Raw genomic sequence first — 14,273 nt, forward strand, 5'->3', positions numbered from 1 at the left:
TGAGTTAAGCGGCGGCGTAGCCGTCCGCCTTGAACGAATTGTTAGGCACCACACTCGTGACCTCTGCCGAGGTGCATTTGAACGTGCCGCACAGACCGTAACACCCCTCAATGGTAACGATAGCAGGAGATGTAGAAGAGACGCTTAGAACGTCGATTACGTTCTCCGAGAGAACCTCAGAAAGATCTATGTCGATAACGCCGGTGAACCGAAGGCTGACGGCAGCTGCTTTTTGGATATTGGAGTCGATGTAGAAAATTCTGAGACAGACGATGCCAGGCTGTTCGAACGAGAAAAACTCGATACGGCCGTCCGAAAATTCGGGCCAGTAGCCAAAGATGGACTCGACAAGTTCGGCGTGCGAAATCATTTCTTATGGTGCCTAACGCTTGAGTTAAGCGGCGGCGTAGCCGTCCGCCTTGAACGAGTAGTTAGAGCGTACTGCCACTACAGCAAGCTCAAGACAACACCGATTGAAGGCAACACTACTGCAGCCGCTGACACGATAGAGCGCACTTTGGCCACCATAAAACTATAACCAGATAGCCATAACGAACTTAGAAGACACACGATGCCAACAAGTAGGATTGCAAATGATCGTAGTCGATTGGCGTCGATCTGTGCGGGCGAAATGGTGGGGCCAGGATCGCCGACTTGCGACATGACGCCGTAGAACGCGAGCAGCCAACCTAGGGCAACTAAAAGCAAAGCCAGATTTGCTGCTTTGGTCCGTTCCATGTACATAAGCTCCATAGGCTCTAACGCTGGAGTTAAGCGGCGGCGAAGCCGTCCGCCTTGAACGAGATGTTAGGGCTCAGTTGGACCAACCTGCTTGGGTGAAGTTGCCTTTGCTGCCGAAGCGCTGGTTGGCGATTTTGGTGCAGAGTGTCCAAAGCAAGAAGGTGCCACATCAGTCGGACCTTCAGTGCAATAGAAACCGCTTTTGTTGAAGCCCAGCTGCAAGCAACCTTCAAGCGCGAGGCCAAGCAACAATATGCAAATGGTTTTTGCGACAAGGGTGAAAACTTGTTTCATGGTGTGTGGAGTGAAAGTGGCCAAGGGTTTTCGCCGATTGTGTGCAGTACATGCGCTATGGGAGGCCTAACGCTGGAGTTAAGCGGCGGCATAGCCGTCCGCCTTGAACGAATTGTTAGGCCGCACCCATGCCACCGTATGGCGACTGGAATGGCTCTACGAACAGACCGAGGCCGCTAGCAACTTGCTCTGCCCTGGAGCAACACGCCGGCACGCCAACGTACATATAGTAGTCGTACCCAATGTGGATGAACGAATCTCGCCCCTCAAGCTTGCACCAGAATTCCTCTCTTAGTATGCGTGAAAGTGCAGTTTTGAGTTGATCTAGCGATAGGTTTGAACCCTCGCCAAATGTCAGCGGCGCCCCGCGATGGTTCTCCAGTTCGCGAACCGCCAGTGAAGAAATACCAGACTCACGAAGGAATTCAAGAGCGGAAACGATGTAGGCGTTTTCAACCTGCAGATACTCGGCTTCAGACAGCGGTGATCCATTGAACATGCAGCCGATGTCGCTAAACGAGGTCCACTCGGGGAGAGTGGACGCTCCTCCGACATTGCGGTTGGCTGGGTCGTACTTTGTGACTCGATATTCGATCATCGCGGGCTTTTCTGCGGCCTAACGCCTGAGTTAAGCGGCGCGCGGTACGCGCGTCCGCTTGGACGAGTAGTTAGAGCCTGCCACGACGCATAACCCAAAGCCAGACCGCCGCAGCAGCAAACACTACCGAAGCCAAGAATACGACGTAGCCGGCAATAAGAAGTTGCGAAGCGCCACGACAATACTGCTCTGGTGATGAAAGGTCGCTAGGGCCGCAATGAGCAAAATGCAGTGACGCAGTGCTGAATGCGACTACCACCATGAGTGATGCGATGAAACCAAGCGTCACTGAGGTTACGGTGAAAAACCAAGTTGGTATTCGAGCCAAGGTCATAGGGCGCTAACGCTGGAGTTAAGCGGCGCCGGAGGCGTCCGCCTTGAACGAGATGTTAGGCCGCAACGCCAGACTTGGCAGGCAGAACGGCTGTTTACTGCCGACCAAATTTGCTCCAGATCGCGAAAATTGCAACGCCAACAACGAATGTAACCCAAGTCATGAACAGGCCAAACGACGTAGAACAACCAAGTGTTTTGGTGCCGCCGCCGAACCCGCAACCCATCTGTGCTCCCTGCAACAACGGCAACCCATAGAGATACGTGGCGATTGCCGCACAAAGCAGAACAATAATCACCAGAATCGTAAAGATGACGGGATTCTTTAAGGGCATGCCTGCGGCCTAACGCTGGAGTTAAGCGGCGGCGTAGCCGTCCGCCTTGAACGAGTAGTTAGGTTGCATTTAGCCGGTAGCCCCAGAAGACTTTGTACACGATCTCGGGGTCGATCTGGGAATGGTAGTTGAAGTAGAGCCGAAGAACGCCGTGCTCGCTGTCTAGGTCGTCTAGGCGTGCCAATGAAGGAAGCATGCGCGGCTCTGACCATTGTTGGGCGACCACAGCCAACGGAATGCTGGAGGCGACTGACCAACTCGCTTGGCCTCCCGAAATGCTCGGCAAGTATCCGGATTGAGCGATACCCTTAATTATCGCTTCTAGAGGTGTTCCGTCTGGAACCGAGAACGAATCTGCGTTCGGGGCGCTGACATCGTCGCCGGCCGCCACGCTGCTACGAGACACGTAAACTTTCATGTGCGACCTAACGCTGGAGTTAAGCGGCGCGCGGCTTTTCGCGCGTCCGCTTGGACGACGGGTTAGGCGCCGCTGCCACGCGACGCCGGTTGCCCGGAACAAACCACCCGAAACAAACAAGCTCAAGGATGGCGCGAACCACGTTAAGAATGCTCGGCCGATGGAACGTAGCAGGCTCGTCTTGGCGCGTGAAGACTTCCAGTGCTTGACGAGCCTCGGCGGCCAATGAGCTGGAGACCATGATGCGACGAGCATTGTAAAAATCAATCTGTGGCCCAGGTTTGAGAGAGCCAAAACCAGCGCCCTGTACAAACGCAGGAATGCGATGTGCCTCGAGAGTGCAAAGCATGACGGAGAGCTCTGACTCGGACCATGGCTGTGCAATGACGACGAGGCTCATTAGGCGCCTAACGCTGGAGTTAAGCGGCGGCGTAGCCGTCCGCCTTGAACGAAATGTTAGACAGCTGCGACGAGATGCGCCAAGCGAGCTGTGGTTTGGATGAGCGCCGAACCACGAGCAACCAGCTATGAGTTAGCTCTTACGCACACCCTTGAATGAAAACAATATCATTGCGACGATACCAACGAAGCCACCACTACGCAAACTATGTTGAACGATATATGGCAATACCTTATGAAAGCTGGCGCCAGTAATTATGCTTGCTATGGCCAAGATCAAGAATATGCAAAATGACGCTGCGATGAAAAAAGCACATCCGGCAATAACCGCGATAATTGCTCTATTCATTATTAATAGCCATGTTTTGAGATCGCCTGTTTCGATAGGGTTTGAACGCAACACCACTGGCTGACACCGCAACGTACAAGGATCAATAGTTTTGGCCAACCTTGTTCGCTCTATGGTTTGACTGGAGTGCTCATGGTCTGCGGTCTAACGCTTAGTAGATTTCAAAGTGCAGTGTAATCCTGCAATCTATCCCGCGCGATGGGTGCTGTTTTCGAGACGTCAGCCCATGAAGATCAACGGCTTGGTTCGCTGAGCGCGGCCTAATACTGCAACCTAATCTTGCCATGTTGAGTTGGGCAAGATGTACACGTTCCTGCATCAGTCGCTTCAGTTCAGGAACAAGATCGGTACGTGTCGTGTCTGCTTTGAGCAGATAGACCTGCATGTCAAGTGCGCCAACGCCTGCGCGCAGGCTGCCACTGTTGGTCACATCGATCACACTGTCGCCGAAGGCGGCTGTGCTTGCTGCAAGTCGTCGCTGATAATGAAGTCGACCGGCTGGTTGCTTTTATTGAGCAGCACCAGCTTGGATACGGTTCCGGTTACATGGGTCGGACGGGGGCGTATCTGCTCAGGTCTCAGGCTCGGACACGCGCAGCGTGCACAGGCCGGCGATGAGCAGGCTGGCGCCGCCCAGGCCCAGTGCCCAGATCGGCTGGTTGTGGAAGCACAGTCGCAGCAGCAGGCCGAGCACGCTGGCGGCGAGCAGTTGCGGGATGACGATGAAGAAATTGAAGATGCCCATGTAGACGCCCATCTTCGCGGTGGGCAGGTTGTCCGACAGCAACGCATAAGGCAGCGACAGGATCGAGGCCCACGCAAAGCCGACGCCAACCATCGAGGCGAGCAGCCAGTGTGGATCGCGGATGTACAGGAACGACAGCAGGCCTGCGCCCCCCAGGCACAGGTTCACCACATGGCTGACGCGCAGGCCCCACCGGCGCACCATCAGCGGGATCACCACGGCGGCCAGCGCAGCAAACCCGTTGTACGCCGCGAACAGCACGCCGACCCAGTTGGCGCCCTCGTTGTAGGCGGACGAGCCGGTGTCGGTGGTGCCATAGATCGCCTGCGTCACGCCCGAGGTGGTGTAGATCCACATCGCGAACAGCGCGAACCAGGAGAACAGCTGCACCCAGGCCAGCTGCCGCATCGAGGTGGGCATGCCGTAGAGGTCGCCCATCACCTCGCGCAGCATGCCGTGGCTGCGGGTACGGCTCAGCCATGCGAACAGCAGGCCGAACACGATCAGGCCGCCTGCCAACAGGTAGACCTCTTTCTCCAGCGCGAAATGCCTGATCGCGAACAGCACTGCGATACCGACCAGCAATAGCAGTACGCCCGGTCGCCAGGCGCGCGAGGCCTCCACTTCCGGTTCATCCGCCACGTTGTCGGTGAACGCCTGCAGTTGTGCAGGCGGGTATTCGCGCGTGCTCAGGATGGTCCAGAGCACCGCGCCAAGCAGCACCGCGCCGCCGGCGTAGAACGCGTACTTCACCGTATCGGGGATGCCCCCGTCCGGCGCCACGTTGGCGACCCCGAACTGCGCCAGGATCCACGGCAGGATGGAGGCGATCACCGCGCCGGCGCCGATGAAGAAACTCTGCATCGCATAACCGGCTGGTCGTTGCTGCGTGGGCAGTTGATCGCCGACGAAGGCGCGGAACGGCTCCATCGACACGTTGATCGACGCGTCCAGGATCCACAGCAGGCCGGCGGCCACCCACAGCATCGGCGCGTTCGGCATCCACAGCAGCGCCAGCGAGGCGAACGCCGCACCGACCAGGAAGTACGGCCGGCGCCGGCCCAGGCGGTTCCATGTGCGGTCGGAGTAGTGACCGATGATCGGTTGCACGATCAGTCCGGTTAGTGGCGCGGCGATCCACAGCGCCGGGATGTCGTTCACGTTCGCGCCCAGCGTCTGGAAGATCCGGCTGACGTTCGCGTTCTGCAGCGCAAAGCCGAACTGGAGGCCGAGAAAGCCGAAGCACATGTTCCAGATCTGCCAGAACGACAGTGCGGGTTTCGACGTCATCGGTGGCTATCCTTGTTGCAGGTGATGTCGCGCGGTGCGTCCGCGTTCGCTGGCGGCACGCTCAGCACGCGTGCACCGTGGGTGCTGAGCTATGGTCGATCTGGATCATTGGCACCTCTCCCTCAGGCAGCAGTTATGTCACGGCGTGGCGCATCCCGCATGCTGCGGGCGCAGCATCGGCGTAGCCTGCTGCCGGGCGACAGCCCTGCATGGTAGGTAGCGTCGCAATGCAGCAACCAGCGCCTGCATACGTATTCATGGCTGCATCGGTACGCCGCGTAGCGGCCTAGCTGCCCGCAATGCCACTCGTCCCCGTAAAGCGTCCTTGTAAAGCGGAGGGCTCTGGCGGCATAGTCGATCGACAGTGTGACGACCACGGAGAATCCATGCGGGTACGCCTCGAAGATGTGGCGCGCGCGGCGAATGTATCGCCCAAGACGGTGTCGCGCGTGCTCAATGACGAGGCCAACGTGACCGATGCCACGCGTGAGCGCGTACGTGCTGCCATGGAGGCGATGGACTATCGCCCGCATCCATCGGCGCGCAGCCTGGCGGGCAACCGCTCGTTCCTGGTGGCGATGTTGTACGACAACAACGACAACCCGGCCTCGACCTATCTGGCCGAGATCCAGGATGGCGTGCTCGAGGCTTGCGACGCGCATCGCTACAGCATGATGGTGCGCCCGTTGCGCATGCGCGGCGGTGATTTCATCCGTCGCTTCGATGCGCTGATTTCCGATCATCACCCCGATGGCGTCGTGCTGACGCCACCGATTACCGACTATGCGCCGCTGCTGAAACGCCTGCGCGAGTCCAACGTGCCGTATGCCAGCGTGTCGCCGCAGCGGCGTGGTAAAGTCATCGGCGTGACGATGGACGAGCAGCGGGCCGCACGGGCGATCGTGGAACATCTGCTGGAACTGGGGCATCGGCGGATTGCCCACGTGATCGGCATCGCCGACCACGGTGCCAGCCGCTGGCGTCTGGCTGGTTACCGCGAGGCGATGGCCGCTGCGGGCCTGCCGGAGGATCCGGCTCTGGTGGTGCAGGGCGCCTTCACCTTCGGCTCCGGCGTGGAGGCGGCGCGGAAGTTGTTTGCGCTGGCCAAACGGCCGACGGCGGTGTTCGCCGCCAACGACGACATGGCCACTGGTGTGATGTGGGCCGCCGGCGAGTACGGCTTGAAGGTGCCGCACGATCTGTCGGTCTGTGGCTTCGACGATACACCGCTGTCGCGCCAGCTGTGGCCGGCGCTCACCACCATCCAGCAACCGAGTCGCGAGATGGGCAAAATCGCGGCTGAGCAATTGCTTGGTGCATTGCGCGGCCACGGCGCTGGCCAGCTGGTGCAGGTGCCCTTCGTCCTGCAGATCCGCGGTTCCACTGCCGCCGTACCCTAACGACGGCGCTCCGCCGCGTGGCCTGGAGGCCATGTTGCAGAGCAAATTGACAGCGCTGTCATTTATGCCACCCTGCGACTCAGACGCGCACCGCCGGTGCGCCAGCCTGGAGTCCTGTCGTGCCACTGTCGCCCCCATCGAGTCCGTTGTTGCAACGCCTCTCCATGGTCTTGTCACTCGCTGGCGTACTGCTCATGACCGTTCCTGCCATGGCCGGCGACGCGGCCACTGTCCACCCCGAACTGTGGCCGAAAGGCAGCTCGCCGCTGACGCCCGATCCCGCACTCGAGTCGCGGGTGCAGGCATTGCTGGCGAAGATGTCGGTGGCAGACAAGGTCGGACAGATGATCCAGGCCGACATCAAGTACGTGACCCCGGACGATGTGCGCAAGTACCGTCTGGGCTCGATCCTGGCCGGTGGCAACTCCAAGCCGAACGGGCAGCAGACCGCTACGGCGACGCAGTGGCAGCAGTTGTCCGATGTGTTCTACCGCGCCTCGATGGATACCTCAGGCGGGGGGCTGGCGATTCCAGTGCTGTTCGGCATCGACGCCGTGCATGGCCACAACAACCTGGTCGGAAGCACGCTGTTTCCGCAGAACTCCGCACTGGGCGCCACGCGCGATCCGCAGCTGATTCGCGAAATCGGCGAGGCCACCGCGAAGGAACTGCGCGCCAGCGGCATCAACTGGACTTTCGCGCCCACCCTCACCGTGCCACAGGACGTGCGCTGGGGTCGTTCCTACGAGGGCTATTCGCAGAACCCGGCACTGGTCGCGCAATACGCATCCGCCGTGGTGGAAGGGCTGGAAGGCAAGCCGGGCACGCCGCAGTTTCTGGATGCCGAACACGTGATCGCCACGGCCAAGCACTTCGTCGGCGACGGCGGTACCCGCGATGGCAAGGACCAGGGCGATGCCGAGGTCAGCGAGGCAGTGTTGCGCGACGTGCACGCGGCCGGCTATCCGCCCGCGATCAAGGCCGGCGTGCAGGTGGTGATGGTCTCGTTCTCCAGCTGGAACGGGGTGAAGATGGCCGGCAACAAGGCGCTGATCACCGATGTGCTGAAGGGACGCATGGGCTTCGACGGTATCGTGCTGGGCGACTGGAACGCGCACGGCCAGGTACCCGGCTGCACCAACGAGGATTGCCCGGTGGCGTACAACGCCGGGCTGGACATGCTGGAGGCGCCCGATTCCTGGAAGGGCCTGTACGAGAACACCCTGGCCGAGGTGAAGGCCGGGGTGATCCCGATGAGCCGCGTCGACGATGCGGTGACTCGCATCCTGCGGGTAAAGATGCGCCTGGACATGTTCGAGGCTGGCCCGCCGTCGACCAACCCGATGGTGACCCGGTCGGCGCAGGTGATCGGCAGTCCAGCGCATCGCGCTCTGGCACGCCGGGCGGTACGCGAGTCGCTGGTGCTGCTGAAGAACAATGACGGCGTGCTGCCGATCGATCCGCGCAAGCACATCCTGGTCGCCGGTGATGGCGCCGACAACATCTCCAAGCAGAACGGTGGCTGGACGCTGACCTGGCAGGGCACCGGCCTGACCAATGCGAATTTCCCCGGGGCCACCTCGATCTGGGCCGGCCTAAGCGCGCAGGTGCGGGCGGCCGGCGGCAGCGCCGAGCTGTCGGTGGATGGCGACTACGAGCAGAAGCCCGATGTCGCCATCGTGGTGTTCGGCGAGGATCCCTACGCCGAATTCCAGGGTGACCTGCCGAACCTGGCTTACCGTCCAGGCAACGACCACGACCTCGACCTGTTGCGCCGCCTGCATGGGCAGGGCGTGCCGGTGGTGGCGGTGTTCCTGACCGGGCGGCCGCTGTGGATGAATCGCGAGATCAACGCCGCCGATGCCTTCGTGGTGGCATGGCTGCCGGGCAGCGAAGGCGAGGGCATTGCCGACGTGCTGCTGCGCACCCGTGACGACCGCATCGCGCACGATTTCCACGGCAAGCTGGCCTATGCATGGCCGCGCAGCGCGGTACAGATTCCCGTCGCCGCCGCCGCGCGAGGCGAGCATCCGCAGTTCCCCTACGGCTTCGGCCTGACCTATGCCGATCGCGGCAACACTGGCCCGTTGTCCGAGGATGCCGGGATTGCACTAAGCGCTGTGCGGGCTGGCGTCTACTTCACCCATGGCAAGCCGGCGCAGGGTTTCACGCTGCGCCTGACCGGCGCAAACGGCGCGACCATGAATGTCGCCGCCACTCCTGCCGCCACGACCGACGGCAGCCTGCGCATCGGCGCGTTCGATTACAAGGCGCAGGAAGACGCGCGCAGCCTGAGCTGGTCCGGCTCCAATGCAGCAAGTGTTGCGCTGGTGGCACCCGCGTCGCTGGACGTGGAACGTGAAACCAATGGCGATGTGTTGCTGGTGACCACGTTGCGGGTCGATGCGGTGTCGCCCGGAGAAACTTCGATCGGTGTCGGTTGCGGTACCGGCTGCAGCGGTGAAGTGCCAGTCGGTCGACAGCTTGCTGCGTTGCCTCGCGGCCAGTGGTTGCGCCTGGGCATGCCGCTGAAATGCTTCCGCGATGCCGGCGCCAACATGAGCAGGCTGGACCGGCCATTCGAATGGTCCAGCCATGCCGGTGAGCAGGTCGCCATCACCGACGTGTCGCTCGGCACGGTGGCGGACCGGACGCTGGCGTGTCCGGCCCACGGGGACAAGCCATGAATGTCGAGCCGCTGTTCGCAGTGGCGATGCCAATGGTGCCCACCGCGGGTTTCGCGATGTTGGCCGGGTCGTTGCGCCGGCGCGACTTCGGAATCGGCTGCTCCACTTTCAGCGGGCGCAAGTCGACAGGTGGATGCCGTCTTCGCGGGATTGGACGCCAAGACGTCTATTTGCGTTGCATCAATAACAAGATGTTGGAAGGCCGGGCAAGCGGCGTGAGGGGCCGTAAAGCATGAGTTTGTGAATGCCTTGATGGCTTGTTGCCATGCGGCAAGCATTCATCGCAAGGGCGCTCTATGATCAATCAATGACAGCGCTGTCATTTCAGGATCAACGGCGTGGCATGGGGAGCGGGGAAATCTTTGTCTTGGCCGGTATTCGCGGCGGCCAACAACCATCCGAACGATTTAGAGGGAGAGCCAGATGAATCTGCACCACAAGTTGTTGTATGTCGCCATGGCACTCGTGCTCGCTCCGGGCACGCTGCTTGCGGCAGGTCAGGACGCGACATCGCAAAACCCGTCATCCCAGAATCCGATCGCAGCTGACAAGAAGGTCAAGGATCTGGGGGCCATCTCCGTAACCGCGACCAAGCGCGAGACGCCGCTGCAGAAAACGCCGGTGGCAGTCACGGCGATCACGGCGGACACGCTCGACAAGGAGCGCGTGATGACCGTGCAGGACCTGACCAAGCTGGTGCCGGGCCTGCAGGGTACGTCGGAGGGCGATCATGATGTGGTGACGTTGACCATGCGCGGCATCGGCAACGACAGCGCCAAGACCGAGTATGCCGATCCTGAAGTCGCGACCTTCGTTGATGGCGTGTATGCGCCTCGCGCCGAGGCTGCTTCGGGACTGCTGCTGGACATGGACAGCGTCGAAGCGCTGCGCGGCCCGCAGGGCACGTTGTGGGGTCGCAATTCCACCGCCGGCGCGATCAGCTTCCAGACTGCCAAGCCCGACATCAATGGCGGCTTCTACGGCAATGGGCAGATAGAAGCAGGCAATTACAGCCAGATGGGTACGCGTGCCGCGATCAACTTGCCGATCAGCAGCACCTTCGCGATGCGCGTGGCCGTGGTGCACGAGCAGCATGATGGCTACGTCAATTACCAGAACCCGGCCAGCGAGATCCCGTCGGTGGCGCAGCAGCAGGCGACCTATCTCGCCTCCGGCGGCAACCCGGCAAGCTTCCAGCCGATCAACCTCAACCAGTTCGTCCAGAGCGGCAAGAAATACGACGCGCAGGATCAGACCGCTGCCCGCGTGAGCGCGCTGTGGCAACCCAGCGATGCGTTCAAGTGGAATCTGTCGTACGAGTATTTCCTTGATCGCGGCACGCCCAGTCTGAGCCTGATGCAGCAGCCGCGCCCGGGCCAGGATTTCTGGTCGGCATTGATCGACACCGCGCCGTATCTGGACCGGACCTCCAAGACCGTGCGTAGCCGGATGGACTGGGAGATCAACGACGGCATGGAGCTCAGCTATATCGCCGGCTACAACCGCTATTCCGGCAAGAGCGATTTCGACCAGGATGTCGGCGTGGCCGTACCCACCAGCTTCACCACCGGTGGCGTGTACCAGGAAGACCGCACCAACTATTCGAACTACGAAAGCTACAGCAGCGAAATCGACCTGAAGTCGAAGGGCCAGCAGGCGATCGACTGGATCGTCGGTGCCTATTACGAATACGAAGACAACAACATCCGTTTCGACATTCCGATCATGAACGGCACCCAGCAAGGCACCGTCAGCTGGCAGGGTTCGTTCATCCAGCCGAAGGAAACGGTCGAGTCCAAGGCGGTGTTTGGCCAGGCTACCTGGCATATGTCCGATCACTGGCGCCTGACTGCCGGTGCGCGCTGGTCGCATGACGACAAGGCCAACGACGGCGGCATCAACTGGGACTGGGACTACGATCCGACTGTGCCGCAGCTGCCGATTTCTCCTGGCGTCCTGCCGGGCCCGGCGACCGGCTTCAGCGCGGGCCAGTACAACACGGCCACGTACAGCAAGAGCAAGATCACCTGGCTGACCCGTGTGGACACCGATCTCGGTGAGCATGGCCTGGCCTATGCCAGTGTCTCCACCGGCTACAAGTCCGGCGGCACCCAGGACGGTGGTGCGCTGTACAAGCCCGAGTCGCTGACCAACTACGAAATCGGCACGAAGTTCGCGTTCTTCAACGGGCATCTGACCTGGAACAGTGCCGCCTACTACGAAGACTTCAAGAATTTCCAGCTGTCCGCGCCGATCACTTATGCCAATGGCGCGCATGGCCTGGGCTTCTCGAACGTGCAGGGCAATACCGAAGTGATCGGCTTCGAGTCGGAGCTGGCTTTCCAGCAACAGGATGACCGCGTCAACCTGATCTTCTCGGCCATCCCCAAGAAGAAGCTCGGCACGCTGCTTTATGCCGGCAGCAACGATTACGCCGGTTTCCCGGCATGCCCGCCGACCGCACCATTGGGCGTGGGCAACTGCCTGAATGTCACCGGCAACGACCTGCCGCACGCACCGAACGTCTCGTTGACCGGCATCTACGAGCATGACTTCCACCTGGGCAATGGCGCCCGCCTGACGCCACGCCTGAGTGCCCAGTACCAGAGCGCGCAATGGCTGAGCTGGTTCAACCTGGGTGCGCCGGACCAACAGAAGGCGTATGTACGGGGCGACCTGTCGCTGCGTTACAGCGAGCCGGGCGATCGCTGGTACGTCAATCTGTATGTACAGAACGTCTCCGACGACCGCATCAAGACCAGCGCAGGCAGCAGCTTGGTCAATGGCGACCTGGTGTACATCTCGCAGTACCTGCCGCCGCGCACCTACGGTGTCCAGCTCGGCTTCTGGTTCTGATGGTCGAGTCCGTGTGGCTTGTCATGCAACACCGTTGCCGTTCTGAAGGCATCACGACGAGGATGTCTTCAACCCTCCCCTGAATGGCACTTTGGCCGGACCCTCGTGGGGGTCCGGCCTTTCTTTCGGGGGCGCGACGAGAACATGTTGTCGCGGTGAAAACGGACCGTGCCTCGATCGAGTGCCAAGCCCGAAGTGACGTCTGCACGTCTGCGAAAGGAGCAGGACATGCCGCGATTGAAGAAAGTGCTTGTGGTGGGTGGCGGCACGGCCGGCTGGCTGGCCGCGTGCTACCTGGCGAAGGCCATGAATGCGGTTCATCCGGACAGTGTCCAGGTGCATCTGGTCGAGTCGGACCATATCGGCCTGCTCGGTGTAGGCGAGGCCACGTTTCCTTCGATCCGCGGCACGTTGTCGGCGATTGGACTGGACGAGCGCCGCTTCCTGGCGGGCGCCACGGCAACCTACAAGCAAGGCATCCATTATCGCCATTGGGTCAGGCCGCCGGGCACGCCCGGCAGCGACCATTTCTTCCACCCTTTCAGCCAGCCGAGCCAGCGGCCTGGCGGCCCCGAGCTGTTGCCGTACTGGCTGTTGGGAGCCGCTCCAGCGGGGGTGCCATTCGCCGAGGCGGTGACCATGCAAAGCACGCTGGTCGATCACGGACGTGGCCCCAGACGGCCGACCGATCCTGATTACCAGGGGCCGATGAATCATGCATTCCATTTCGATGCCGCCTGCTTCGCCAAGGTGCTGGCGGAACACGGTCAGGAAGCGCTGGGCGTGAAGCGACACGTCGCGACGGTCGAGCGCACCGTGCTGGACGAGCACGGCGCCATCGCATGTGTAGTGACCAAGGAACTCGGGGAACTGACTGCAGACCTCTACGTGGATTGCACCGGCCTGCGCAGCACCTTGATCGGCGGCATCATGCAGTCGCCGTTTCACAGTCGCCGGGACGTCCTGTTCGCCGACCGCGCGGTGGCGATGCAGGTGCCTTATGCGAAGCCGGATACACCGATCCCGCCTTACACCATCTCCACCGCGCAGGAGGCCGGCTGGATCTGGGACATCGGTTTGCAGAAGCGCCGCGGTGTCGGCTATGTCTATTCATCGCGCCATACCGACGACGAGCGTGCGGAAGAAATGTTCCGCCGTTACCTGGGTGCGGCCGGCGCAGGGCTGACGGCGATGCACATCAAGTTCGAAACCGGTTACCGCCCAGAGCACTGGCGCAAGAACTGCGTTGCGGTCGGCCTCGCGGGTGGCTTCGTGGAGCCACTGGAATCGACCGGGATCGCGTTGATCGAACTGGCTACGTATCTGCTAACTCATCTGTTGCCAGGCGACACCGACGACATGGAAAGTGCTGCGCATCATTTCAACGAGATGATGGTTGCACGCTACGACCGCATCATCGACTTCATCAAGATGCACTACTGCCTGAGCCAGCGGCGCGACTCGCAGTTCTGGATCGATAACGCCGACGCTGCCAGCATCCCGCAAACCCTGCAGGAAAAGCTTGCGAAGTGGAAGCATCGGCCACCGCACCGGCTGGATTTCGTCGGCGACCTGGAAATGTTCATGACCGCCAGCTGGCAGTACGTGCTGTACGGCATGGAGTTCCGGACCGATCTCGAATCCATGCGCAGTGCCTACCCGCAGATGGAAGCGGCGCGCCGGGAGTTCGCGATGATCCGGCAGGCAGCCAGTCACGCACTCGATGACCTGCCGGATCATCGTGCGCTGGTCGAACAGTTGTGTCGCGAACATCTGCAGCGCATCCGGCCAGATGCAGATATGGTCGCAGCCGCCAGCGGTTGAACTG

Annotated in this window: 10 protein-coding genes; 5 read left to right on the forward strand and 5 right to left on the reverse strand. The window is 61.1% G+C overall.

The genetic code is table 11. From position 1 onward, the window contains the following. Positions 1-4: 4 nt before the first annotated feature. The 5 genes from B0E50_RS15640 to B0E50_RS15660 all read right to left on the reverse strand — a co-directional run bounded on the left by B0E50_RS15640 (position 5) and on the right by B0E50_RS15660 (position 5,502). Positions 5-370: an Imm50 family immunity protein gene (locus B0E50_RS15640; protein ID WP_077442265.1), complete on the reverse strand. Its 366-nt coding sequence runs from the start codon at positions 368-370 to the stop codon at positions 5-7. A 77-nt stretch (positions 371-447) separates the two neighbouring features. Then, entirely contained in the window at positions 448-738 is a 291-nt protein-coding gene (locus B0E50_RS18040; RefSeq protein ID WP_139350896.1) for a hypothetical protein, read from the reverse strand. A gap of 412 nt (positions 739-1,150) precedes the next feature. After that, positions 1,151-1,633, reverse strand: a complete 483-nt coding sequence (locus tag B0E50_RS15645) for a hypothetical protein (RefSeq protein ID WP_077442266.1) — start codon at positions 1,631-1,633, stop codon at positions 1,151-1,153. 428 nt (positions 1,634-2,061) lie between these two features. Then, positions 2,062-2,301, reverse strand: coding sequence for a hypothetical protein (locus tag B0E50_RS15650; RefSeq protein WP_077442267.1), 240 nt, complete (start codon positions 2,299-2,301; stop codon positions 2,062-2,064). 1,737 nt (positions 2,302-4,038) lie between these two features. Next, on the reverse strand, positions 4,039-5,502 hold the full coding sequence (locus tag B0E50_RS15660; RefSeq protein ID WP_077442269.1) for an MFS transporter: 1,464 nt from the start codon (positions 5,500-5,502) through the stop codon (positions 4,039-4,041). 386 nt (positions 5,503-5,888) lie between these two features. On the opposite strand from B0E50_RS15660, the gene B0E50_RS15665 reads away from it, so the two are divergent. From B0E50_RS15665 to B0E50_RS15680, 5 genes are all read left to right on the forward strand, one after another. Beyond that, the gene (locus tag B0E50_RS15665) at positions 5,889-6,902 is read left to right on the forward strand and encodes a LacI family DNA-binding transcriptional regulator (RefSeq protein WP_077442270.1); all 1,014 of its coding nucleotides are present in this window, start codon (positions 5,889-5,891) and stop codon (positions 6,900-6,902) included. Between the two features lie 194 nt (positions 6,903-7,096). Then, a complete protein-coding gene (locus B0E50_RS15670; protein WP_254427313.1) occupies positions 7,097-9,589 on the forward strand; it encodes an exo 1,3/1,4-beta-D-glucan glucohydrolase in 2,493 nt (830 codons plus the stop codon). After that, positions 9,586-9,825, forward strand: a complete 240-nt coding sequence (locus B0E50_RS18045; RefSeq protein WP_139350897.1) for a hypothetical protein — start codon at positions 9,586-9,588, stop codon at positions 9,823-9,825. Before B0E50_RS15670 ends, B0E50_RS18045 begins: the two co-directional genes overlap by 4 nt. 187 nt (positions 9,826-10,012) lie before the next feature. After that, the gene (locus B0E50_RS15675; RefSeq protein ID WP_077442272.1) at positions 10,013-12,445 is read left to right on the forward strand and encodes a TonB-dependent receptor; all 2,433 of its coding nucleotides are present in this window, start codon (positions 10,013-10,015) and stop codon (positions 12,443-12,445) included. Between the two features lie 228 nt (positions 12,446-12,673). Next, the gene (locus B0E50_RS15680; RefSeq protein WP_077442641.1) at positions 12,674-14,269 is read left to right on the forward strand and encodes a tryptophan halogenase family protein; all 1,596 of its coding nucleotides are present in this window, start codon (positions 12,674-12,676) and stop codon (positions 14,267-14,269) included. The last annotated feature ends 4 nt before the right edge of the window (positions 14,270-14,273 follow it).

It is taken from the genome of Rhodanobacter sp. C01 (assembly GCF_002001045.1).
Classification (GTDB): Bacteria; Pseudomonadota; Gammaproteobacteria; order Xanthomonadales; family Rhodanobacteraceae; genus Rhodanobacter.